Annotated in this window: 23 protein-coding genes and 1 tRNA gene; 11 read left to right on the forward strand and 13 right to left on the reverse strand. The window is 35.5% G+C overall.

From position 1 onward, the window contains the following. Window positions 1-9: 9 nt before the first annotated feature. The 7 genes from BD809_RS01990 to BD809_RS02020 form a co-directional block, all read right to left on the reverse strand. Window positions 10-900 carry a sterol desaturase family protein gene (locus BD809_RS01990; RefSeq protein ID WP_148781274.1) on the reverse strand — a complete coding sequence of 297 codons (891 nt, stop codon included), beginning with the start codon at window positions 898-900 and terminating at the stop codon, window positions 10-12. A gap of 108 nt (window positions 901-1008) precedes the next feature. Continuing rightward, the gene (gene arsM, locus BD809_RS01995; protein ID WP_148781275.1) at window positions 1009-1977 is read right to left on the reverse strand and encodes an arsenosugar biosynthesis arsenite methyltransferase ArsM; all 969 of its coding nucleotides are present in this window, start codon (window positions 1975-1977) and stop codon (window positions 1009-1011) included. A gap of 22 nt (window positions 1978-1999) precedes the next feature. Beyond that, the gene (locus BD809_RS02000; RefSeq protein WP_148781276.1) at window positions 2000-2812 is read right to left on the reverse strand and encodes a purine-nucleoside phosphorylase; all 813 of its coding nucleotides are present in this window, start codon (window positions 2810-2812) and stop codon (window positions 2000-2002) included. Window positions 2813-2816: 4 nt separating this feature from the next. Further along, on the reverse strand, window positions 2817-3428 hold the full coding sequence (locus BD809_RS02005; RefSeq protein WP_148781277.1) for a TIGR04282 family arsenosugar biosynthesis glycosyltransferase: 612 nt from the start codon (window positions 3426-3428) through the stop codon (window positions 2817-2819). A 25-nt stretch (window positions 3429-3453) separates the two neighbouring features. Beyond that, on the reverse strand, window positions 3454-3948 hold the full coding sequence (locus tag BD809_RS02010; RefSeq protein WP_246131393.1) for a rhodanese-like domain-containing protein: 495 nt from the start codon (window positions 3946-3948) through the stop codon (window positions 3454-3456). A 26-nt stretch (window positions 3949-3974) separates the two neighbouring features. Beyond that, window positions 3975-5030, reverse strand: coding sequence for an arsenosugar biosynthesis radical SAM (seleno)protein ArsS (gene arsS / locus BD809_RS02015; protein ID WP_148781278.1), 1056 nt, complete (start codon window positions 5028-5030; stop codon window positions 3975-3977). Window positions 5031-5101: 71 nt separating this feature from the next. Then, window positions 5102-5437, reverse strand: coding sequence for an arsenosugar biosynthesis-associated peroxidase-like protein (locus tag BD809_RS02020; protein WP_148781279.1), 336 nt, complete (start codon window positions 5435-5437; stop codon window positions 5102-5104). A 243-nt stretch (window positions 5438-5680) separates the two neighbouring features. On the opposite strand from BD809_RS02020, the gene BD809_RS02025 reads away from it, so the two are divergent. Continuing rightward, window positions 5681-6718 carry a LacI family DNA-binding transcriptional regulator gene (locus tag BD809_RS02025; RefSeq protein WP_148781280.1) on the forward strand — a complete coding sequence of 346 codons (1038 nt, stop codon included), beginning with the start codon at window positions 5681-5683 and terminating at the stop codon, window positions 6716-6718. Between the two features lie 18 nt (window positions 6719-6736). Here BD809_RS02025 and BD809_RS02030 read toward each other — a convergent pair whose 3' ends face one another. From BD809_RS02030 to BD809_RS02045, 4 genes are all read right to left on the reverse strand, one after another. Next, entirely contained in the window at window positions 6737-7588 is an 852-nt protein-coding gene (locus tag BD809_RS02030; RefSeq protein WP_148781281.1) for a phosphatase PAP2 family protein, read from the reverse strand. Window positions 7589-7703: 115 nt separating this feature from the next. Beyond that, the gene (locus tag BD809_RS02035) at window positions 7704-8078 is read right to left on the reverse strand and encodes a response regulator (RefSeq protein ID WP_148781282.1); all 375 of its coding nucleotides are present in this window, start codon (window positions 8076-8078) and stop codon (window positions 7704-7706) included. Beyond that, window positions 8078-9976 (reverse strand): ATP-binding protein, encoded by a 1899-nt coding sequence (locus BD809_RS02040; RefSeq protein WP_170251728.1) that lies wholly within the window; start codon window positions 9974-9976, stop codon window positions 8078-8080. Before BD809_RS02040 ends, BD809_RS02035 begins: the two co-directional genes overlap by 1 nt. A gap of 234 nt (window positions 9977-10210) precedes the next feature. Continuing rightward, window positions 10211-10283 (reverse strand) — tRNA-Phe (locus tag BD809_RS02045). A gap of 97 nt (window positions 10284-10380) precedes the next feature. Here BD809_RS02045 and BD809_RS02050 point away from each other — a divergent pair. From BD809_RS02050 to BD809_RS02080, 6 genes are all read left to right on the forward strand, one after another. Further along, window positions 10381-11112 carry a type III pantothenate kinase gene (locus tag BD809_RS02050; RefSeq protein ID WP_148781285.1) on the forward strand — a complete coding sequence of 244 codons (732 nt, stop codon included), beginning with the start codon at window positions 10381-10383 and terminating at the stop codon, window positions 11110-11112. Beyond that, a complete protein-coding gene (locus tag BD809_RS02055; protein WP_148781286.1) occupies window positions 11109-12353 on the forward strand; it encodes a hypothetical protein in 1245 nt (414 codons plus the stop codon). Before BD809_RS02050 ends, BD809_RS02055 begins: the two co-directional genes overlap by 4 nt. Before the next feature lie 16 nt (window positions 12354-12369). Beyond that, the gene (locus BD809_RS02060; protein WP_148781287.1) at window positions 12370-13740 is read left to right on the forward strand and encodes a tetratricopeptide repeat protein; all 1371 of its coding nucleotides are present in this window, start codon (window positions 12370-12372) and stop codon (window positions 13738-13740) included. Beyond that, entirely contained in the window at window positions 13740-14297 is a 558-nt protein-coding gene (gene lptC, locus BD809_RS02065) for an LPS export ABC transporter periplasmic protein LptC (RefSeq protein ID WP_148781289.1), read from the forward strand. Before BD809_RS02060 ends, lptC begins: the two co-directional genes overlap by 1 nt. A 203-nt stretch (window positions 14298-14500) precedes the next feature. Then, on the forward strand, window positions 14501-15769 hold the full coding sequence (locus BD809_RS02075; protein ID WP_148781290.1) for a hemolysin family protein: 1269 nt from the start codon (window positions 14501-14503) through the stop codon (window positions 15767-15769). Window positions 15770-16111: 342 nt separating this feature from the next. Next, entirely contained in the window at window positions 16112-18232 is a 2121-nt protein-coding gene (locus BD809_RS02080; protein WP_148781291.1) for a peptidylprolyl isomerase, read from the forward strand. A 95-nt stretch (window positions 18233-18327) separates the two neighbouring features. Here BD809_RS02080 and galE read toward each other — a convergent pair whose 3' ends face one another. Next, a complete protein-coding gene (gene galE / locus BD809_RS02085; protein ID WP_148781292.1) occupies window positions 18328-19344 on the reverse strand; it encodes a UDP-glucose 4-epimerase GalE in 1017 nt (338 codons plus the stop codon). 214 nt (window positions 19345-19558) lie between these two features. Next, window positions 19559-20014, reverse strand: coding sequence for a GAF domain-containing protein (locus tag BD809_RS02090; RefSeq protein WP_148781293.1), 456 nt, complete (start codon window positions 20012-20014; stop codon window positions 19559-19561). Window positions 20015-20100: 86 nt separating this feature from the next. Between BD809_RS02090 and BD809_RS02095 the strand changes: the two genes are divergently transcribed. From BD809_RS02095 to BD809_RS02110, 4 genes are all read left to right on the forward strand, one after another. Then, window positions 20101-20547 carry an HYC_CC_PP family protein gene (locus BD809_RS02095; RefSeq protein WP_148781295.1) on the forward strand — a complete coding sequence of 149 codons (447 nt, stop codon included), beginning with the start codon at window positions 20101-20103 and terminating at the stop codon, window positions 20545-20547. A 276-nt stretch (window positions 20548-20823) separates the two neighbouring features. Beyond that, on the forward strand, window positions 20824-22083 hold the full coding sequence (locus BD809_RS02100) for a TolC family protein (RefSeq protein WP_170251730.1): 1260 nt from the start codon (window positions 20824-20826) through the stop codon (window positions 22081-22083). Between the two features lie 40 nt (window positions 22084-22123). Beyond that, window positions 22124-22684: a DUF3347 domain-containing protein gene (locus tag BD809_RS02105; protein ID WP_170251732.1), complete on the forward strand. Its 561-nt coding sequence runs from the start codon at window positions 22124-22126 to the stop codon at window positions 22682-22684. A gap of 37 nt (window positions 22685-22721) precedes the next feature. Beyond that, window positions 22722-23288 carry a helix-turn-helix domain-containing protein gene (locus tag BD809_RS02110; RefSeq protein ID WP_148781299.1) on the forward strand — a complete coding sequence of 189 codons (567 nt, stop codon included), beginning with the start codon at window positions 22722-22724 and terminating at the stop codon, window positions 23286-23288. The last annotated feature ends 23 nt before the right edge of the window (window positions 23289-23311 follow it).

Below are 23311 nucleotides of genomic sequence, written 5' to 3' on the forward strand. Positions count from 1 at the left end.
TATGTTCGGTTATTTCTTTTTAAAACTTAATGGATATAATTCCTGAGCAATGAAATTATTAGGAAATTGCTCATCATTCTCAAAACCTAATTCAATATCTCTTCCGTTTGAGGGAATGTGGTTTGTCTTAAATATATAATCCCAAAGACTGAGTGAGATCCCAAAGTTTACTCCTACAGATTTATGCTTAGGTAAAGTTTTTGAATGATGCCAAATATGCATCTTAGGATTATTGAATATGTATTTCATAAAACCATAATCCCAACCTAGGTTTGCATGGTTGAGATGACCGATGGTCAGTGCAAAGAAATGGACAATTGCGACATCTTGAGCATCAAAACCTCCAATAATAGCTAATGGAATATATAAAATAGATTTATAGAGTACCGGCTCCATCCAATGGTATCTCAGGTGACCGGCAAAACCCATTTCTTTAATGGAATGATGAACTTTATGAAAATTCCATAAAAAAGGGACTTTGTGTAACAATCTATGGGTGTTCCACTGAACGAAATCAGTCACAAGAAAAAATATAAGGAGACCTAAAAATCGTGGTAATACATCGATATCAAATAGCTGAAAATCTGAAATCTTCAAGCCAATAATCCCTAAAATGTCATTGAAGAAACGCTCAGCAACGTTTGAGAGAGCAATAAAAACAATCAAATTAAGCAAAAAGAAATTGAAAAACATATAAAAGGCATCTAGCCAAAAATCCTTGCGAAACTTAGATTGATTTTTTCTCCATGGAAAAATAATTTCGAGGATCCAGACGATTAGTGATACAACGATTAATCCATAAAAGTAATTCGCCCAGGAATTTTCAAACAAAACTTCTTTTACAAGATAGTTCCAGTATCCCGTATAAGATTCACCAACAGTCTGAAGATATTTTTCCATAAAATAACTATTCAACTATAACATAGTCGTAATAAACATATGAAGCTAACAGATGTTCTTGTAGTATTAAAGGCGGATTGTGGTAAATAGCACAATCCGCCTCAAGATCTAGCAGCAACCCCCACCATCATAGTGGTAAGTTGATTCACTGATAAAAATGTCATCTCTTTTAAGATCAGCCAATGCGTTCGCTGTTTTGTCACAAATTGCCAGGGGTTGATTTTTTACCAAAACATGACCTTTCTTGTCGTCAAAGTGATTGCCATCTCCGTAATATATCGCAGCCTTACCTGTAAAGATGCAAGGGCCATCTGCTGGCATTGGATCTTTAATAGCTGCTACTTCAATGGATTCGATGTAAATCAATTCATCAGTTGCATAATTTTTTGGATCCAAAATACGATACGGCTTGCGGGCTCTAATCTCAATGGTACCAAAACCTACATCAGTTAAGGCTTCTACATATTCTGCAATCGGAAGGCTACCACTTAAGCACAAAGCCCTTAACCGCTCGTCATTACGCAACGTGTCATTCATCGATTGTTCACAAGTTGGATCACTCATAACGAGTCTGCCATGTGGTTTTAAGACACGATACATTTCTTCGATCGCTTTTTTAAGATCATCAGCTTTAAAAATATTGAAAAGGCAATTTTGCGCCGCCACATCGATACTGTTATCTTCTACCGGAAGGTTAAGTGCATCTCCAAAACGTAAGTCTACAAAATCACTTTTAAACCACTCATTTTGAGTTTCAGCTACTTTAAAGTTCTTTTCTGAAGCTTCAATCATTTCCTTAACGACATCGACACCAATCACGCCCCCTTTTTGTCTGGAAAAATATGAGAATTGTAGTAACTCCATACCTCCACCAACACCAACATATAATACTTTGGGATTATTTGTGAGATCTCTGGCATTAACGGTACTTCCACAACCGTAATTCATTTCTTGCATGATCTTTGGAATCTTCAATCCCGGTAATTCCCAAATTGGGTTGGTAGTACAGCATAATCCTACATCTGGGGTAAGTGCGGCATCTTTATAAACGTCATGGGTGGTATCTAAGTAGCTCATAGTATTTTTTATTGTAAGTATTTTATAGTGATTTGATGACTTCTTTAAAAATTGTGATCATATCAGGCTCAGCTTTTGCGGCCATACTGATAATTTCTTCAATATTAATAGGTTTTAGATTGTTTGGATCACACTCATCAGTTAATACAGATAATGCAACCACGGGTAGATCAAGATGGTTTGCTACAATCACCTCGGGCACCGTACTCATGCCTACTGCGTCAGCACCGATAATTTTTAAATATTTATATTCGGCTCTCGTTTCAAGCTGTGGTCCTAATACGGATGCATACACCCCTTTATGTAATTTTATTTTGTGCTCTTTGGCAATAGCTTCTATCTTATTATTAATGGTGGTGTCATAAGGAGCGCTCATATCGGTAAAACGCGTACCCATCTGTTCTACACCCTTAAAGGCCAAAGGAGATCCTCCTTGTAGGTTGATATGGTCATCAATAAGCATCATTTCACCCTTATTAAAATCCAGGTTCACTGCTCCTGAAGCATTAGAAACTAAGAGTGTTTTTATACCTAGACTGTGCATTATGCGTACTGGATAGGTCACATCTTGAAGTGTATATCCTTCATATAGGTGAAACCTCCCTTGCATAACGATCACGTTTTTGCCTTCAAGTTTTCCGTAAATCAACTTTCCTTTGTGAAACTCAACTGTCGCAGTGGGAAAGTAAGGGATGTGATTATAACTAATTTCTTTTATTACCTCAAGTTCCTCCAAAAGTTGTCCCAAACCTGTACCGAGAATAATTCCTACTTCAGGATTCTCAAATCCTTTATCTCTTAGGTAATCTCTTGTTTCTTCAATATAATTGGTCATATCTTTATTTTATAAATTGTTGAAATACTTCGATATCTTTAATGTCTTCAAAATAGTCGATATCGTTTCGTTCCTCTAAAATTTTAACTTTTTTTCCTTCTAAGTCTTTTAGTGTATCCTTTAGAACTGTGGCTGTTCCCCATTCTTTATTTTGAAAGAGAGGGCTTGTCAATGTATTCATTCCCAAAAGATAATATCCGCCATCTTCTGCTGGTCCGATGACGTAATCGCTTGTTTTTAAAGCCAGAAAAGCAGCTTCGATATCTTTTTGCTCAATATCGTATAAGTCACTTCCCATTATGATAATATATTGGTAACCATTCTCAAACCCATCAGAAAATGCTTGCTGCATTCGTGCCCCTAAATCTTCGCCTAATTGTTTTTTCTTATTATATACTGAAGGATCCCAAATATCATTTTCTCTTACTTTTACAGAATAATGAACTTCTTTGTCGACTTTAAGGCCTCTGGTCACATCTACTGTATGCTGCAGTAAAAATTTATAAATATCAAGTGCAGATTGCTCACCTATAGTCGCGGCTAATCTGGTTTTGCATTTTCCTAATTCAGGATTTCTGGTAAATAGTAGAAGAAGATTTTTTGTTCTTGTAGTCAATCTTAGTGAGTTTTATAAATTTTAGTTAGAATACGTTAATAGCGTTTTTTGAATACTTACTCCATTGCTCAGAGTAGGTGTGTAAGCTATCAGTTTCAATAGCATTCCTATTTATGATGGGTAAATTCATGTTTTTCCATTCAAAAATTCCTCCATACAGATTTTTGACGTTTTTGTAGCCTGCATTGATCAACTTTTTACCGGTTGTATGAGAGCGTACACCAACACTACAATATACGACGATTAATGTATTTTGGTTTGGATAAATTTTCTTAAAAGTATCTAAGGTGAAATTTTCGTAATCAACAAAGATGGAAGTAGCGATATGACTTACCGCATACTCTTTTTTAGATCTGGAATCCAAAACAACAGCTTCATCTTTACACATTACTAATTCTTCTATTGAAATGTAAGGAACTGAATTATCGGTATAGCGATGTAACAGCGCATCCAAATTTGACTGAGCCGTGATATCCTTGCCAAGACATCCTAAAAGAATACAAATAATATATTTCATCATATCATAATCCATTAGATATTTAACGGTTAGGCAACAGTTCCCTGACAGCTACTGCCGGCACCTGCAGTACAACCATAGCAATGCTGCGAAATGATTATATCTCTATTGTTTAAGATGTTTTCGTTGTAATCTTTGATATGCTGAATTTTACTAGCTACTTTAAGATCTAGCATTTGATTAAAATCACAATCAAATAAATAGCCATCCCAACTTATGGAGATTGTATTGGTGCACATCACATTTGCCACGGCCCCGGGATTATAAGCATCAACCAAGGCATACATATAGTCTTCATAATTTTCTGAAGCTATTAGGTAATCTAAAAATCTGCTAATAGGTAAATTGGTTATAGTAAATAAATTATGAAATTGAATATCAAAATCCTCTGAAAGTGCTTTTTTAAAATCACGCTCCAATGCCCCTTGATCACCAGGTAAAAAAGCGCCCGAAGGATTGTATACTAAGTCTAGCTTCAGATCACTACCAGGCATACCATAACCTCTTTTATTTAATTCCTGTAATGCTTTAATAGATTTATCAAAAACTCCGTCGCCTCTTTGTTTATCAGTTTTACCTCGAGTCCAGTGTGGCATCGAGGATACCACATGTACATTATACTTTTTAAAAAAATCGGGTAAATCGTGATATTTTTTATTTGCTCTAATGATAGTAAGGTTACTACGAACTATGAAATCTTTTATTCCGGCCTTACTGGCTTCTTCAACGAACCATCTGAAATTAGGATTCATTTCGGGTGCACCTCCAGTAAGATCCAACGTATGCGCACCAGTGTTTTTAATCACTTCTAAACAATGTGACATGGTTTCCTTCGTCATGATTTCTTTACGATCCGGTCCGGCGTCTACATGGCAATGCTCACAAACTTGATTGCACATATACCCTACATTGATTTGTAGAATTTCTAATTTATTTGGACGTAAAGTTTTATGGCCTGATTCGGCTATTTTATCTGAAAATTTTGGGAGTTCGCCATTTCGGAAAATCCCATTGTTAAGTATTTCAAGTTGTTTATTAGCGTAAGCTAATTCATCATTTCTTTTATGTAAAGATTTCGTCGCCATAGATAAAGGGTAAACTATTTATATAGTACAGGTTTTGGAGCTAAGTGTTTTTGTAAGTATAAACGATCTAATTACATAGATAGTTTTTCATATTTGTTCATCATTTGAACACCATGAACGAGTGTAGCTCCACTTTCGATTGCAGCTCCTGCATGAACGGCCTCCATCATTTCTTCTTTTGTAATACCGCGCTGTAATCCATCTTTTGTATATGCATCAATGCAGTAGGGGCATTTTACCACATGCGATACAGCTAAAGCTATTAGGGATTTTTCTCGAGCCGTCAAGGCTCCTTCCTCAAAAACTTTTCCATAGTAATCAAAAAATTTCTTACCTAATTCTTCACTCCATTCTGTAATGTTTCCAAATTTGCGTAAATCTGCAGGGTCATAATAGGGCTTTGCCATAATCGTTTTAAATTTTTATGAGTCTTTGATGTAGTCGTTATAGTGTCATCACAACTTACAAAAAAATGTTGAACATTGAGGGGCACCATAAATTGAAAAGAATAAAAACACCTCACAATTCTGTTAAATAGTCATATTAGGTTTCAAGATTATACAAAGAGAATCCAAAACCAATTAAATAACGTATTTTTAACCTTTGTCGCACTAGTTTTTGTTTGCTATGCTGTGCTAATTTTTATAAGGATGAGGAAAAAAGTAACATTAAAACAATTGGCAAAGGAGCTAAATTTGTCAATTTCTACAGTGTCTAAATCATTAAAGAATGATAGGGAAATAAGCCAGAAAACAATTGCGAGGGTTAAGGAATTAGCAGAATTCTATAAATACAAACCTAATGCGTTAGCGGTAAGTTTGAAAAGTAGCAGAACCAATACCATTGGTGTTATTCTACCCGAAATTTTAAATCATTTTTTTGCTAAAGTTTTAAATGGTATTGAGCAAGAAGCGTCAAAACATGGGTATAAGATTCTAACATGCATTTCTAATGAATGCTATCAGAAAGAGGTGGATTATGTTGAGATGCTATCCAATAATAGTGTGGATGGTCTAATTATGTCGTTGAGTCAAGAAACACAAATTACCAATCAATTGGATCATATTAAGGAGTTGAAAAGAGATAATATTCCTGTGGTATTATTTGACCGTATTAATGAAACCATAGATTGTGATAAGGTAATTATTGATGATAAGAAAGCGTCGAGTAAAGCGATGCAACATCTAGTTGACTCAGGATGTAAAAATATTGCGATAGTCACTACCATTTCGAACCTGAGTGTAGGAGAGTTAAGATGTACAGGAGCTAAGAAGATAGCCGAGATGTATGATGATGTCTCCTATCATATGCTTATGATTAATGAGGTTGCTGATGTAGAATCCATAATTGAAGAGTTTTTAACATCCAATGCTGTAGATGCGGTTTTAGGATTAGATGAGACTGCGGCTGCAGTTTCAGTTAATATAGCTGCCAAAATGGGATTAAAAATTCCTGAGCAGTTATCAGTTATTGGATTTACAGATGGATTGTTAGCTAAGTATTCGTATCCTAAACTGAGTATTGTTTCACAACATGCGGAGACATTGGGGGCTATAGCAACACAACGTTTATTTAAGCGTTTAGCAATGAACCCTTCAGCAAAAAATAAAGCTGTAACCGAAATTGTTGAAACAACACTATTGCTAAGGGCTTCGACGTTGCCGGTGCGAACAACTAAACAGCTTTGAAGGAAAACTAATTCATATCTAAAAACTACCAATTAAACCAAGCTGACCGGGTCCCATGGTGATATTCCATTTGATGCCAAGACGCTTACTTTTATAAGCATATCGCTTATTTTTATTTAAATAATTGTCAATACCATCGACTACTACTACACTAATTGCCACTCCTAAAACTACGTCGGTCAACCAGTGTGCGCCTGCCCAGAGCCTGGAAACAGGAGATACAAGTCCTAAAGCGTAAATTCCGCCTTTGACATAGGGATTAGTAAATTGTTTTGAAATTGCGTAAGCAGTGGTGAATGAAAGAATTGCATGCCCTGATGGAAAAGAATGATAGCCTGCATCATTAGAATAAAATCTAAAATCAGTGGATCCCTTTCCTGTTGAGGGGCGCGCTCTACCGGCCAAAGTTTTACTAATGGTTTGTATAATGCCACCGGCAGTGGCTGATGCAATAAGGAGAACACCTGTTTTGCGAACCTTTTCGTTTTTTGTAAGTATACCAAAGGCATACACTCCGGTTGTTAATCCGTAATTTAATAAAGGCTTACCAAAGCGAAATCCGGTTTCTTTCACAATATGAGGAATATCCTCTTCTTGCTCTAAGAAATAATCATCTGCAGGTTCGTCGATGGTTAGAAGTAAGGCGCTACCCGCTACAATCCCGGCAAAAGTTGCCCAATCTCTTTTTTTCCAACGTAACGGATTTGTGTAGACATGTTTGATTCCGCCAAAGGCTGAAGCTCCATCATGTTTAATCATGTCCCATCTAGACATTTCTGGATAGGTTTCTAAACTATCTTTTTCTTGTCCAAACATTTGGAAACTGATAATCCAGAATAAAAGGAAGCTAAACACTTTTAATAAATTCATTCGGCAAAAGTAATAGCTTGCCATGAACCTTGTCTTAAATTTATCTAAAAAAAAGCACCAATTTTATCTTTAAAAGAAAGCTGAGATATGATCATTCGATAGCGTAAGGTATGGCTTAAGCTATCGAATGATCTTGTTTTATTAACTTTTTTACTTTGGCTAAGAAAGGCTCTAGTTCAAAGGGTTTTGCTATAAAGCCGGATGCTCCGGCCTCCAAACATTCTTTTTCAGCTTCATGTAAGGCAGACATCATAAGGATTGGAATATCTTGCAATTTTTCATCTAACTTAAGCGATGCGCAAACTTTTGTTCCATCAGTTCCCGCAATATATTTATCCAGTAGGATTAATTGAATTTCATTATTTACAATCTGATCTTTGATCGTCTTAGGATCTTTAGTGATAATCGCATTGTAATTATTAAATTCTAATATCTCCTTGACCATTACCCCAAGGATTTTGTCGTCATCTACAACTAAAACAGTATTCATTAATTATTTTTATTAAAATTTATTAAGGGTAAAGTGAATGTGAATTTTGATCCTTTACCTTTTTTACTCTCTACATCTATGGTTCCTCCATGACGGTCAATAATTTCTTTGACCAGAAATAAACCAATACCAAACCCTGAAAATGTTTCTTCATTTTCTCCTTCAACTCTATAAAAGCGATCAAAGATTTTGCTAAGGTCTTTTTTCGGGATGCCTATCCCATAATCTTTTACACTGACCGCTCCATAGTTTTCATCTTTTTTATAAATAGCGATTTCTATCAATTGACTTTTTGGAGCATATTTAATCGCGTTAGTGATTAGATTTATCATTACTTGCCCAACTCTATCCCGGTCAGCAAGTACTTCCATCTCAAAGCTATCATGAAATTCAACTACACTTAAATCTGACGAAAATCTAATGTCTTCTACAGTTTCGTAGATTAATTCGTTGAGACTAAAATGTGTCTTTTTCAATTCTAACTTACTATTTTCTACTCGCGAGAGATCAAGCATTTCAGAAATCAGTCGGGTGAGTCTAGAGACTTGGCTATCGATTCTTTTTAATGATCGTTGCACCGGGACTAATGCTTCCGGAACTTCCTGATTGGCATTAATCATACTTAATAATAACTGAACATATCCCTTGATTGAAGTGATAGGTGTTTTTAGTTCATGACTCACCATTTTGAGAAATTCTTCTTTTCGTCTTTGCTCTTCTTTTACTCTGTGAATTTCGGTACAGGTACTCAACCAAGTTTTAATATTTCCGGCCTCATCATGAATTGCCACTGCGCGATACAAGTGCCATTTATATTTGCCTAATTTATTAAGACAACGCAGTTCCATCTCCTGATTTTCTCCGGTTGCATATGCAGCGTTTAGTTTTTCAAAAAATTCTTCCTTGTGATCTGGATGGATTATTTTTGTCCACCCGTTATTTCGTAGTTTTTTTAAGCTAAAACCAGTGTATTCCTGCCAACTTTTGTTGTAATATATAATTTCGCCAGTTGGATTTGCATTGATGATTTTATCAGGTAAGAGATCGATCATTTGTCTGAACTTCTTTTCGCTTTCAGAAATTTTATGATAGAGTTCTGTCTGTTTAGATACATTAGTGGCAATCACGGCTACTTTCTCTACTTTGCCATTAAGACTAAAAATAGGTTGATAGGCAAAATCATAGTAATCCTTGACCATCTTGCCTTCTTTAAGATGCTCTGCAGGGACCTCAAAGGCGTGGTAGGCCTTACCGGTAGCCATTACTTGTAATAAAAGATCTTCAAAACCTTGCTCTCTTATCTCCGGCAGAACCTCGAGTAGTGGTTTGCCAATAATATCTTTACCTTTTCCCCAATTCTCTAAAATTGTATCGTTAGCAATTTCGATGATTAACTTTTCACCTTTTAAAATAGCGATGAGATAAGGAGAGAGATATATCAGTTGATCATAATTGTTAATTTGTTCTTGTAGCTTGTGCTCTAAAGTTACAGAAGAGGTAATATCTTTTAAACTCAATAAAATACGAGCGCTGGATAATTCTTCTGTAAATGCAAGTTTTTTGGCGCTTATTTCATAGTGTTTATGAGCTATTTCGAGTGTAATCGGTACACTAATAAAGGGCGTTTCATTTAGAATTGAATTTAGAAGTAATTTGATTTTTTTATGATCCCATTTCTTATTGTCAATTTTAAAAAATAATTTATTCAAGATATTTTCGGCAGGCTTATCAGATAAAGCTAAGAAAGCCGGGTTACTTTCTAGTACGCGTAGTTGTTCATCCAAAAGCACAACAGGATCACCTAGATTATCAAAAATTATCTTAGTTAAACAAATAGTGTTTTCAGAACTATTTTTATCTTGTTTAGGGGTGATGCTATTCTCTTGGCTGTTTGTCAAATATGATTTTTTTAAAGCACTTTCTCTCATCTCAAAATTCCCGACAAAGGATTTGGTAAAGATATGTTTAAAGTAGAAGTGAATATTATAAATTGATGTTAAGGAGCCGAGTTTTTAGTTATTGTTATGATAAAATAATCCTTCGAATTAACACTCTAATCAATTTATTAAATCAGAATACTACAAAACAAAAAAAACCCGAACACAAAGTTCGGGTTTTCTCTTGCTTTAAAGTGGTGCCTCCAGGAATCGAACCAGGGACACAAGGATTTTCAGTCCTTTGCTCTACCAACTGAGCTAAGGCACCTTGTTGTAAGCGGATGCAAATATAGAGCCTTTTTTTAATTCGCAAAAGATTTTTTTAAAAAAATCTGTTTTGTACCTTTGAAGAATAGTTAAAAAATATGAATTTAGTCATCGATATTGGCAATACAACCATTAAAATAGGGGTGTTTAATGGAGAGAAATTGGTCTTTAAAAAAGCAGCACAATTAAAAGATTTTGAGGAGGTTATTGTTTCTGTTTTGTCGGAATATCAAGAGCTAAAAAAAGCGATTATCGCATCGGTAGGAAAGTTGTCTCAAAAAAAATTAAATTTTCTTCAAAAAAAAATTGAAACCTTAGTTTTGGATGAACATGTATCGATTCCCTTTAAGAATTTATATAGCACACCACATACTTTGGGTGTAGATCGTATAGCACTCATTGCTGCGGCAGTTTATAATTGCCAAGGTCAAAATGTATTAGTGATCGATGCGGGAACATGTATCACGTATGATTTTAAAAATAAAAATGAAGAATATTTAGGAGGAGCGATATCACCGGGAATACATCTTAGATATTCTAGTTTGCATCAGTACACGGCTAAGCTCCCAAAATTAAGTTTAATCGCTCCTGATCAACTAACTGGAGATAGTACAATAAATGCAATACATTCTGGCGTTGTGAATGGCGTTGTATACGAAATTGATGGAGTAATTAAAGAATATTGCAACATCTATGGTGATTTAACAGTTATTTTAACCGGAGGAGATGCACATTTTTTGTCTAAAAGATTAAAAAATAGCATATTTGCCACCTCTAATTTTTTGTTAGAGGGTCTAAATTATATTTTAGCATTTAATAATACTCAATGATAAAGAAGATTTTAGTAGTCCTGCTGGTGATTGTTGCCGGTTTTTCATATGCGCAAGAGGGAACATCCTCACCTTATTCCTACTATGGTATCGGGCTCCAAAAATTCAAAGGTACGGTCGAAAACAGGTCCATGGGGGGGTTGAGTTTTTTGACAGATAGTATCCATATAAATTTGCAAAATCCTTCGGCTTACGGTGATTTAAAACTTACCGCCTATACTTTGGGTGCTACGTATAATTCTTTGAAACTAAATAGTCAAAATGGTTCATCTTCTACAGATAATGCAACTTTAGATTATCTGGCTGTTGCTATTCCTGCCGGAAAATTTGGTTTTGGTTTTGGTGTGGTGCCTGTAAACGCTGTAGGATATCAATTAAAGTCAGAGCAGGCGGATGGTTCAGAAACGCGATTTAGCGGAACCGGAGGTCTTAATCGTGTATTTTTAGCAGCGGGTGTTCAAATTAATAAAAACTTAAATGTAGGATTGGATCTACATTATAATTTTGGAAATATTCAGAATAAAGTACTACTTACTCGTTCAGATATTTTGTTTAGCACACGTGAAATTAATGATTCTGATTTATCGGGTTTTAGTATGTCATTAGGTCTAACGTATCGTACGATGCTTACTGATAAGCTTGAACTGACTACTTCAATAGTTTCCAGTCCCTCTTTTGCATTATCTTCAGAAAATGACAGAACTTTATCCAGTGTTATTGTAAATAGTAATGGTGGCGAAACACTTATCGAGTCGCAGGATGTTGAGGTAGAAAATCGTGATCTGGATTTGCCGGCAGAGTTTAAATTTGGCGCTGGTATTGGTGCTCCTAAAAACTGGTATGTAGGAGGAGAGTATAGCTATGTGGATGCAGAGAAATTTCAAAATCGTTCGTTTACGCAGGAAGGAGTTACCTACGATAACGCATCAAAATTTAAATTAGGGGGGTATTATATACCTAATTATCGTTCACTTACCAGTTATTTAAATCGTATTGTATATAGAGCTGGGGTGCGGTATGAAGAAACAGGTTTGACTATAGATGATAATGCAATTAATGAGTTTGGCATATCTTTTGGAGTAGGATTACCAGTGGGAAGATTGTTCTCTAATTTAAACATCGGTTTTGAATACGGACAGCGTGGAACAAAAGATGCCGGATTAATAAGAGAAGATTTTATGAACCTCTCATTAAGTTTATCTTTGAACGACAAATGGTTCAGACAAATAAAGTTTAATTAACTACAATTTATAAAATATGAATACTAAATTTTTATACACGTTAGCAGTTGGTTTGGTTTGTGGAGTAGCGAGTCTCAATGCTCAGGCTACCGATTGCGCAACTACGGCTTCTATTGCATATGAGCACGCCAAAGTGAAAAATTATGAAGCAGCAGAGAAACCTTTATGGGAAGTTCGTAAAGAATGTCCTACATATAGTGTTGCTACTTATCAATTTGGTGAGAAATTATTGAAGGCTAAATTAAAAAAAGCTCCGGATGCTGAGAAGACAGCTGTAGTAAATGAGTTAATTGCTTTATTGAAAGAACGTTATCAATATTTTCCTGGTAAAACAAAGATAGGAGATTTGCACTCTGATATAGGTCAATTAATGTTTGACAACAATATTGGAACTAAAGAGTCTCAATTTGAAGCATTTGATAAAGCCTATACAGAGGACAAAGAAAATTTCAAAGGAGCTAAAAAGCTATATACATACTTTACACTATTCGTAGACTTACATAATGAAGGTAAGAAAGAGCTGCAAGCTGTATTTGATCTTTATGACGATGTAACGGAAAAGATTGAAGGTGAAGAAAGTGAAAAGGCTGCTACAATAACTAAATTGACTGAAAAATTAGACGCAGGAACAGCTTTAACTTCAAAAGAGAAGAGAAGCTTAAAGAATGCAGAAATTAATTTGCAAGCATATAGTAAGGTGAAAGCTGGTGTTAATCAAAAGCTTGGTGTTCTAGCGGACTGTGAGAATTTGATTCCACTTTATAACGGACAGTTTGAAGCTAAAAAAGGAGATGCTATTTGGTTAAAAGGAGCTGCAGGAAGAATGTCGGCTAAAGAATGTACCGAAGATCCATTATTTTTTAAATTGGTTGAAGCGTTGCATAAAGCAGAACCTTCTGCTAAATCTGCATACTATTTAGGATTGTTAGCATTAAAGGATAATAAGAGATCAACAGCTCTGGATTACTTTAACCAATCGGCAGAATTAGAGACTAAAGCAAGTGATAAGGCAAAAGTGTACTTTAGAATTGGTGAAGTTTTGAAAAAGCAAGGGAGTTTTGGTAAGGCAAGAAGTTATTATAGAAAAGCTTTAAATTATAAGCCTTCTATGGGAGTTGCTCATCTTAGAATAGCAAGTATGATTGCTAGTAGTGCAAATAATTGTGGAGATGATGTGTTTAGTAAAAGAGCTGTATATTGGTTAGCTGCAAACTATGCAAACAGAGCAGGTAAAATTGATCCTAGTTTAAAATCTACGGCAGCGCAAACTGCAGCTAGTTATAATGCAAAAGCACCATCAAAAACCGATATTTTTAACAATCCAGGAGTTACTTCGGTAAAAATCGGATGTTGGATCGGCGAAACGGTAAGAGTTCCTAAATTGTAATGTGTAAAAGCTTACCTCATATAATCATAAACTTTGTCACAGCATTTGCTGTGACATTGTTTTTTTCATGTCAATCGAAGCGGAATAATCAAAATCGATCTGTGAGTATAGAAGATGTGCCAATAGGCGAGATTTTTGATGTTAACCTGAAATATACAGATTCCGGAAGATTGACTGCAGTGCTCAAGGCTCCAAAAATCTTAGATTTTACAAATCAAAACTTCGCATATCACGAATTTCCTGACGGTGTTGTGCTGGATCTAATCGATAAAGAAGGTAAAATAAGTGTGGTCAAGGCTGATTACGCTATATCTTACAGAGAAACCGGGCTCATAGATATGCAGGGCAATGTAGATATTAAAACTGCAGATAGTACCCATCTCAAAGCAAAACAACTATATTGGAATCAAAATAATGATTGGATTTTTACCGATCAGCCTTATACCAGCTATTTGCCGGACGGAGCTATCAATCAAGCTGATGGTTTTGATGCTAACCAAGATTTCACTATCTTGAATTCTCGCATTAATGAAGGTGTAATGGTTATAGATGAATAACATAGTATGATGAAATTTTTTAAATTTTTTGAAATCGCATATATTTTAATCGCGATTTTTTTTCTTTATCAGGCCTACATCGAGTGGGATTTAGAAGATAGCAAAAGTATTTTGTACCTCTGTTTTGCCGGGGTTGCTGTGTTTATGTATTTCTTCAAGAGAAATTTCCGTAAACGTATTGATGCTAATAAGAATAAGCAATAATGGAACTCCAAATTATTGTTGTTGTAATATCTCTACTGCTTTCTGCTTTTTTTTCCGGAATGGAGATCGCCTACGTATCCTCCAATAAGATTCATATTGAAATAGAAAAAAAACAAGGTGGCTTCTTGGCTAGTATATTGATTTTATTGACCAGAAAACCATCAAAGTTTATTGCTACAATGTTGGTAGGAAATAACATAGCGTTAGTGATTTATGGCTTTTATATGGGAGATCTACTGGTGCAACTGCTACAGGGATTCTATCCACAACTAACCGGCGGACTAAGTTTGTTGATTCAGACAGTGTTGTCAACGTTGGTTATTTTATTGACCGCAGAGTTTTTGCCAAAAGTTTTTTTTCAGATTTACGCTAATTTTTTCCTGAAACTATTCTCGTTTCCGGCGTACGTTTTTTATGTGTTGTTTTCTCCCGTGTCTACTTTCATTATCTGGGTATCTGATTTTGTATTAAAGCATTTTCTAAAAACAGATGGTGATGAAGTGCAATTAGCGTTTAGTAAAACCGAATTGGGAGATTACATTACAGAACAAATGGAGGCTGTAGAGTCCCATGAGGATATCGACAGTGAAATTCAGATTTTTCAAAATGCGTTGGAATTTTCTGAAGTGAAATCAAGAGAAGTGATGGTGCCACGTACCGAAGTTGTTGCTGTAGATAAAGATAAAGCAGTAGACGAGGTGAATACAATTTTTGTGGAAACCGGACTTTCTAAAATCTTGGTTTATAATGAAACCATCGATGATATTATAGGATATGTGCATTCCTTTGAGCTTTTTAAAAAACCGGTTTCTCTTCGATCCATACTAATGCCTGTTGTTTTTGTTCCTGAGACGATGTTTGTCAAAGATGTTCTCAATCTGTTGACCAAAAAGCATAAAAGTATGGCCGTTGTAATAGATGAATACGGTGGAACAAGTGGTATAATTACAGTAGAGGATATCGTTGAAGAGCTTTTTGGTGAAATTGAAGATGAGCATGATTCTGTTGAATTGATAGAAGAACAGTTGGATGCCAATCGTTACCGTTTTTCTGGTCGTATGGAAGTAGACTATATTAACGAAACCTATAAAATTAATTTGCCCGTTGGCGATAATTATGAAACCCTAGGTGGTATGATTGTCGATCATACCCAAGAAATTCCGCAGCAAGGAGATGAAATTTTACTAGCAGGTTTTAAGCTTTATATTGTTGAGACTTCGACTACAAAAATTGAGGTAGTTGAGTTGCAACGTATTCAAGAGGAGTAGTGAGTATTTTCTAATAACGGCATGTTTAATCTCTATTTTATTAATGCTGTTATGGAATTAGGGGCCTAAACAAATAACACAATCGGTTTCTAATTCCTAAGTAGTTTGGGAATGAAAGTACCTTTTTAAAACAATGAAGAGTTGACGACAACTCCATCAGTTTCTTCACAATTTTGAATAGCAACAAGAAGTCTTAGTACAGCTTTTTATCATCGGGATACGGCTGATAGTTTACTGCATATCAGAAAGTAAAAAAAGTTATAAAGACTTTTGGTCTTTAATTGGTATTAATCCAATAAAATGGTATTTTCGCCCACTATATTTGAATAAATTACACTTACAATGGCAGTTTTAAATAAAATTAGACAACGTTCAGTTTTCTTAATTGTGATTATCGCACTTGCGCTATTTTCATTTGTATTGGCAGATTTGATCCGTAATGGCGGAGCAATTTCTCAAAAATCTCAGAATACAATAGCAACAATCAATGGAAATGATATCGATAGAACAGCGTTTGCTCAAAAGGTAGAGGCTGCATCCAGAAGTTTTGGAACGAACGGTTCTAGCATTCAAGCAGTAAATTATGTTTGGAATCAAGAAGTTAGAGAAGTATTGTTCGATGAACAATTCGAAGAACTGGGGATCCAGGTTGGGGAGGATGAAGTAAATGTTCTCGTCCAAGAGTCATTAGCAAATAACCCTACATTTCAAAATGAAGCAGGAGTGTTCGATAAAGCTAAATTACAGGAATATGTTGCAAACGTTAAAGCGACATCACCTGAGGCATATCAACAATGGTTGGATTATGAGGCTTCTGTAAGTAAAGGAGCAAAAGAAGAAGCTTACCTGAATATGATTAAAGCGGGTGTTGGGGCTACATTGAGTGAAGGCGAACTTGCTTACAAAATGGAAAATGATAAAGTAGATATCAAATATGTGCAATTACCATATAGCAGTATTCCTGATACTGAGGTAACTGTTTCGGATGCAGAAATAGAAGCGTATATTGAGAAATATCCAAAACGTTATAAAGCGGATGCATCGAGAAGTCTACGTTACGTTGTATTTGAAGAAAAGCCAAGTGAAGAGGACGAAGCTGAGTTAAAAGAGGAAATTACTGCACTCCTTAATGATAGAGCCGAATTTAACAGTGCTACAAATACTACAGACACTATCAAAGGTCTAAGAAATACTGAGAATATTGAAGAGTTTATAAACGAAAATTCTGCGTTAAAATATAGTGACCGTTTCAGCTTTAAAAATAATGTATCTTCAGCTATTGCCGATGATGTATTTGAGGGTACTATTGGTGACGTTTTTGGACCGTATAAGGATGGTGAATATTACAAAGTGTCTAAAATTGTAGCCAAGGAAACTATGCCTGACTCAACAAAAGCAAGTCATATCCTAATTTCCTGGAAAGGTTTAAATACTGCAGGTACAACTGAAAGAACAAAAGAAGAGGCTAAGAAACTTGCTGATAGTATTTTGGAAGTAGTGAAGTCTGACAAGGATAAGTTTGCAACCTTAGCTACAGAGTATTCTGCTGATTCTTCGAATAAGGATAAAGGAGGCGACTTAGGTTATTTTACACCTGGAACTATGGTAAAGCCTTTCAACGATTTTAGTTTTAATAACGGAAAAGGAGAGATAGGTGTTGTAGAGACAGCTTTTGGATATCATATCGTAAGTATCGAAGATCAAACTGAAGCAAAAGCGGCGGTGAAGCTTGCAACACTTGCCAGAAAGATTGAATCTAGTGAAAAAACGATGAACACCATTTTTACTGAAACAACAAAGTTTCAAAAAGAAGCTAAGGATTCAGATTTCAGCGAGGCAGCCAAAGCAAAGAACTTAACCGTTCGCCCGGTAAATAAAATTAAAGAATTAGAAGAAAACATACCTGGTTTAGGAGCACAGCGTAGTGTTGTACAATGGGCTTTTAATGAAGACACCAATGTAGGTGATATTAAGCGTTTTGATGTGCCAGCAGGATATATTGTAGTACAACTTACGGCAAGTACTGAAAAAGGTTTAATGAGCGCTGCTGATGCTTCAATGACAGTGAAGCCTATTTTGTTAAAAAATAAAAAAGCAGAACTACTGAAAAATAAAATATCAGGTACTACTTTAGATGCAATTGCTAGTAAACAAGGGCAAACGGTAAAAACAGCATCTGCACTTAACATGACCACGCCAACTATTAGCGGTGCCGGGACAGAGCCTAGAGTTGTAGGCGCTGCATTTGCAATGGCTGAAGGTCAAGTTTCAAATCCGATTCAAGGTAATAACGGAGTGTATGTTATTGAAGTTGTTAAAAAGACACCTGCGATCAAACTTGATACTTATAAAAGTTATGCAAATCAAACCTCGAAAACGCAGGTTAACGCAGTAAACTCTCGTGTGTTTAATGCATTAAAAGATGCTGCGGATATCGAAGATAAAAGAGCCAAATTTTATTAAGGAGCTATAATTAGTATAGCATATAAGGCATAAAAAGAGCCCCGAAGAATTTTCTTCGGGGCTCTTTTGTATTTGTTTTTAGTCGTTCTTGAGGTTTAAGAACGAACCTTTTGCTCCCATTTCCAGGCAGAAGCTAATGCATCATCTAAGCTGCTCTCAGCTTTCCAGCCTAATTCTGTATTCGCATTGGATGTGTCTGCATACGCTGCGGTGATATCGCCTTCACGTCTTCCAACAATTTTATAGTTTAATTTTTTATCGGATACGGTTTCAAATGAATTAATTACTTCTAGCACGGTACTGCCTGTACCGGTTCCTACATTGAACACTTCAAAATTGGTAAGATTAGTCTTTTCTAATAATCGTTGTAGTGCAATTACATGTGCTTTGGCAAGATCCACAACATGAATGTAATCTCGTATACACGTGCCGTCACTTGTCGGATAATCATCTCCGTACACAGAAAGCTGATCTCTCATACCAATGGCTGTTTGGGTGATATACGGAATTAAATTTTGTGGAACTCCGATAGGTAACTCACCGATCTCAGCAGTGGGATGTGCTCCAATGGGATTAAAATAACGCAAGGCTATAGCGTTGAGATTTGTCTTAACTTTACAAGTGTCTCTTATTATTTCTTCCCCGATTTGTTTCGTATTTCCATAAGGAGATTCTGCCGGTTTGACCGGAGCGTTTTCTGTAATAGGAAGTTCATCAGCTTGACCGTAAACTGTACAAGAGGAACTAAAAATAAAATTAGCTATCTGTAAGTTCTGTAACTCTTGTAAAAGATAGACTAGAGTAGCAATATTATTTTCATAATATAGCAACGGATTTTCGACGCTTTCTCCAACAGCTTTTGAAGCTGCGAAGTGAATCACACCGTTAATATCAGTATGTCGCTTAAAAAAGTCTTGCACTTTGGATTTATCGCGTAGATCAAACTGCTCAAATTCGGGTTGTGTGTTAGTAATTTTTGTGATGCCTGCAAGTACCTCTACCGAAGAATTGGAGCAGTTATCAATAATCACAACTTCGTACCCTTTATTTTGAAGCTCAACTACCGTATGAGATCCAATAAAACCGAGACCTCCGGTTACTAAAATTTTCATTTATTAATTTTTCAATGGCTATGGATGTAACTTATCCATATTGGTTAGGTTACAAATGTATAAAATCGAGTGCTCTTCAAATCAACAAACAACGTTAGGGAGTGTTATCTTTTTGCCAAAATTGATAAAATAAGATACATCGTTGAAGTGAACCTACGTAAAAAGACAAGGTCAGGAGTATCCTGACCTTGTCTTTTTATGGTAAATTTGAAAGTTATAAGATTTGTGAGACTCTCTTATTTACAAACTCTAAAAATCGCTCATCCTCTTCGGTAAAAGGATCAGGGGTGTCAGAATCGATGTCGATTTGACCAATATTCGCTCCGTCCTTAAACATAGGAATAACAATTTCAGATTTTACCGAAATGCTACATGCAATATAGTTATCTTGTGCCTGAACATCCGGAACAACAAAATTTTCATTCGATACCGCCACTTGTCCACAGATTCCTTTTCCAAAAGGAATGATCTCATGATCTGTAGGAGCTCCGACATACGTTCTTAATTTCAGCTCCTCTTTATCTCCGTTTTTGAAATAAAATCCAACCCAGTTATAGTAGGTAACATTATCCTTCAGTAATTGGCAAATAGCCCGCAGTTTTTCATCAGTAGAAAGTTTCTGAGTTTCAATAATTGTATCAACTTCAGGTTTTAGTGCTTCTAAGGTCATAGATCAAAATTTGATGCAAAAATATTTATTATTTCTTAGAATCGATCGCTTAAGTCATTCTATTGTTATGTTAAAATAAATCGATATTGAAATTATTACGTACTTTTGTATTAATGAAAAATGCTTTTCGAAATATTATTTCGGTTCTACTTGCGGTTTTAGTTTTGTCTTCAACACTATCTTTTACCGTATCTAAGCATTACTGCGGAAATTTCTTGGTTGATACGGCTATTTTTACGCCTGCTAGAACCTGTGGTATGGAGGCCGAACTTCAATCCATATCTCCCTCAAAAACGTTAGTTCACAAAACACCTTGTTGTAAGGACACATTGCAGGTGGTTAAGGGACAAGATGAATTGAAAAACGCATTTGATATCCTTGACTTCAAAAAGCTGGTATTTACGCAGACTACTCAAAGTGCGTATCACAACTTTCTGAAACCAATTGAGAGTACACCAATATTTTGCTCAAAATATTCACCGCCACCCATCATCAGGAACTTCACCCAATGGTATGGTACTTTTCTAATTTAAGATGCTAAGAGTGCGATAGGTGTTTTACCCCTGTTGTGAGCTATGTGTAAATATCATAGTATTTTGAGAGATAAATTTTAAAATACTTTAGAGAGCACCGTCATCTATCCTTTAACGTTCGATCTATCTTTTAAAGCTTTGCAAAGATAGTTTGCATGAGGGAAATTCTTTACAAGGATAGATCTGAGTCATAGAATTAAGTTTTGTGGTTTTTAACCCGGATAGAAATGATTGTTTTTCTAAGATCAATAAATTTATAAAAGTAACATGACGCAATTGAATACAATTTTTTATATAAACGAAAGGCCGGCACTTGGTGTTGGTTTTATTCTCTTGTTTTCCATGCTTAATATTAGTTTGGGTATTGCGCAAACCCTTCAGGATTATCAGGAAGAAGCTGTACAGAACAATCCTGAATTGAAAGCTTTGCAGTATAATCTGGATCTAAGTGAAGAACGGATAAATGAAGCAGGAAGTTTACCCAATACCACTGTGTCAGCTGGCTATTTTGTGCAAGAGGCTGAGACCAGAACCGGTGCTCAGAAAGCGAGATTTAGTGCACAACAAATGGTACCTTTATTTGGAGTGCTAAATGCTAAAAAAGATGCCGCCAGACAGATGAGCTTGGTTGAAATGAATAGACTGGAAACTGCTAAAAGCAAACTTTTCTTAAGTCTTAAACGAACATACTATACGCTATATGCCCTAAATGCCAAGCAGCAAATTTTACACGAACGGTATAAATTATTAGAAACATATAAGGAGATCGGTTTGACAGCACTTACTGCAAATCGTGCAACCGCGGTTGATATTTTAAAAATTAATATCGCTTTAAATGAGGTTCGTAATCAAGAGGAAATACTTAAGGGAGAAAAATTATCAACCCAAAAAGAATTTAATAGTCTTCTTAACCGCGATGGATTTGATCCAGTATATGTGGTCGATAATCTTTTTATTCCGGAGGAAGAACCTACTATGCTTATGGAAGAAATAAATAATCATCCAGAACTCACGGCTTATGAATACCAAACCAATGTAATTGAGGCTAAGCTAAAACTAAACAATAAAGAAGCGCTGCCGGCTTTGGGGTTTGGACTTGATTATGTAATTGTGCAAGAACGATCGGATATGATAGTACCGGATAACGGAAAAGATATTGTAATGCCTATGGTTTCTATGTCTATCCCTTTATTTGCTAAAAAATATAGATCACAATCCAAACAATTTGCCTTAGAGCAGGATAAAGTTATGCAACAATATGATGCTGCACAAAATCTATTAGAAAATCGTTTGGAGCGCGCTATCAATGAGCGAATCACATCGAGAATCAATTATAATACACAACAAGAAAATATCGAGCAGGCACGTCAAGTTGAACAAATCCTTCGAACTGGCTATACAACTTCCCAAATTGATTTTGATGAGTTACTTGATATTCAAAAAATGATATTAGATTTTGAATATAAAAAGATTGATGCTATAAAACAATACTACATACAAACCGCAGAGATCACCTATTTAAACGTCAGTGAATAAGTATAAAACCATAATAAATTAAATAAACATGATAAAAAGAATGATTTTAAAAACAACAGTACTACTTGCAGGATCAATATTATTTTTTTCTTGCGCAAAAGAAAAGAAAACACACGAGACTCAGATACATCATGAAACTGTAGAGGCAGTTGAAGAGGAGGGTGTAAATTATAATGTTACAGATGATCGGACGGCCATCAAATTTGAAAATGAGATGGTGAGCAGTCTATATACGCACTATTTAGCAATCAAAGGAGCTTTGGTAAATTCGAATCCAAAAGATGCGATGACGCACGCAAAAGCGTTATCAAACACGATTTCTGAGGATGAAAATTTTAAACAATTGAAGGCTACAGCAGAATTAATGGCGCTCACAACAGATATTGCAAAACAGCGTGATTTTTTTAGCACCCTTACAGATGAAACGATAAAGGTAATTAGTCAGGCTAAAATTGCTTCTGGTGAAGTATATAAGCAATTCTGCCCTATGGCATTTGATGGTAATGGAGGATATTGGTTGTCAGATTCCAAAGAAATTCGTAACCCATATTACGGAAACAGAATGTTGAAATGTGGAAGTGTAAAAGCAACTATAGAATAAAAACCATAGAAAGATTCTAAAAGACTCTAAAAGAGCGATGGAAAAAGTGTTACACATAAAAAATATGGTTTGCGATCGCTGTATACTGGTGGTAAACCAGATTTTTGAGACTTTAGAGATTCCCTTAATTTCTTTAGAATTAGGCGTAGCAGTTATCGCTCTCAAAAACGCATCTTCTTTGGATAGCATTGATCAAGCTTTAGAAGAAAAAGGCTTTGTTCGTGTCTTAAAAGAGCACGCGCAATTGACCAATGCCATTAAAGGAGTTCTTATAGCAACAATGGACGGAGAAAATAGAATCCCTAATGAAAACATATCTTCTTATTTAGTAGAAAAACTTGGCAAAGATTATGGGCAACTTAGTAAATGTTTTAGCAGGGTTGAGAAAATGACAATTGAAAAATATTGGATACAACTAAGAGTTGAAAAAGCCAAAGAGTATATCCAGATGGGAACTATGAATTTTTCTGAAATAGGGTACGCACTAAATTATAAAAGTAGTAGTCATCTAGCATCCCAATTTAAGATGATAGTTGGGGTAAGCATGAGTGAATACCGAAAAAGTGAACATTGGAACCGTAGAGCTTTAGACCAAATTATATAAAAATGAACCATAACTTCGTAAAA

It is taken from the genome of Aquimarina intermedia (assembly GCF_008124785.1).
Classification (GTDB): domain Bacteria; phylum Bacteroidota; class Bacteroidia; order Flavobacteriales; family Flavobacteriaceae; genus Aquimarina; species Aquimarina intermedia.

What these genes read in the sequence shown, in the direction of transcription:
- BD809_RS02080 (WP_148781291.1), top strand. Translation starts at nt 16,112, where the DNA reads ATGGCAGTTTTAAATAAAATTAGACAACGTTCAGTTTTCTTAATTGTG.
- arsM (WP_148781275.1), bottom strand. Translation starts at nt 1,977, where the DNA reads ATGAGCTACTTAGATACCACCCATGACGTTTATAAAGATGCCGCACTT.
- BD809_RS01990 (WP_148781274.1), bottom strand. Translation starts at nt 900, where the DNA reads ATGGAAAAATATCTTCAGACTGTTGGTGAATCTTATACGGGATACTGG.
- BD809_RS02020 (WP_148781279.1), bottom strand. Translation starts at nt 5,437, where the DNA reads ATGGCAAAGCCCTATTATGACCCTGCAGATTTACGCAAATTTGGAAAC.
- BD809_RS02025 (WP_148781280.1), top strand. Translation starts at nt 5,681, where the DNA reads ATGAGGAAAAAAGTAACATTAAAACAATTGGCAAAGGAGCTAAATTTG.
- arsS (WP_148781278.1), bottom strand. Translation starts at nt 5,030, where the DNA reads ATGGCGACGAAATCTTTACATAAAAGAAATGATGAATTAGCTTACGCT.
- BD809_RS02075 (WP_148781290.1), top strand. Translation starts at nt 14,501, where the DNA reads ATGGAACTCCAAATTATTGTTGTTGTAATATCTCTACTGCTTTCTGCT.
- galE (WP_148781292.1), bottom strand. Translation starts at nt 19,344, where the DNA reads ATGAAAATTTTAGTAACCGGAGGTCTCGGTTTTATTGGATCTCATACG.
- BD809_RS02055 (WP_148781286.1), top strand. Translation starts at nt 11,109, where the DNA reads ATGATAAAGAAGATTTTAGTAGTCCTGCTGGTGATTGTTGCCGGTTTT.
- BD809_RS02090 (WP_148781293.1), bottom strand. Translation starts at nt 20,014, where the DNA reads ATGACCTTAGAAGCACTAAAACCTGAAGTTGATACAATTATTGAAACT.
- lptC (WP_148781289.1), top strand. Translation starts at nt 13,740, where the DNA reads ATGTGTAAAAGCTTACCTCATATAATCATAAACTTTGTCACAGCATTT.
- BD809_RS02010 (WP_246131393.1), bottom strand. Translation starts at nt 3,948, where the DNA reads ATGATGAAATATATTATTTGTATTCTTTTAGGATGTCTTGGCAAGGAT.
- BD809_RS02050 (WP_148781285.1), top strand. Translation starts at nt 10,381, where the DNA reads ATGAATTTAGTCATCGATATTGGCAATACAACCATTAAAATAGGGGTG.
- BD809_RS02035 (WP_148781282.1), bottom strand. Translation starts at nt 8,078, where the DNA reads ATGAATACTGTTTTAGTTGTAGATGACGACAAAATCCTTGGGGTAATG.
- BD809_RS02105 (WP_170251732.1), top strand. Translation starts at nt 22,124, where the DNA reads ATGATTTTAAAAACAACAGTACTACTTGCAGGATCAATATTATTTTTT.
- BD809_RS02060 (WP_148781287.1), top strand. Translation starts at nt 12,370, where the DNA reads ATGAATACTAAATTTTTATACACGTTAGCAGTTGGTTTGGTTTGTGGA.
- BD809_RS02030 (WP_148781281.1), bottom strand. Translation starts at nt 7,588, where the DNA reads ATGAATTTATTAAAAGTGTTTAGCTTCCTTTTATTCTGGATTATCAGT.
- BD809_RS02000 (WP_148781276.1), bottom strand. Translation starts at nt 2,812, where the DNA reads ATGACCAATTATATTGAAGAAACAAGAGATTACCTAAGAGATAAAGGA.
- BD809_RS02110 (WP_148781299.1), top strand. Translation starts at nt 22,722, where the DNA reads ATGGAAAAAGTGTTACACATAAAAAATATGGTTTGCGATCGCTGTATA.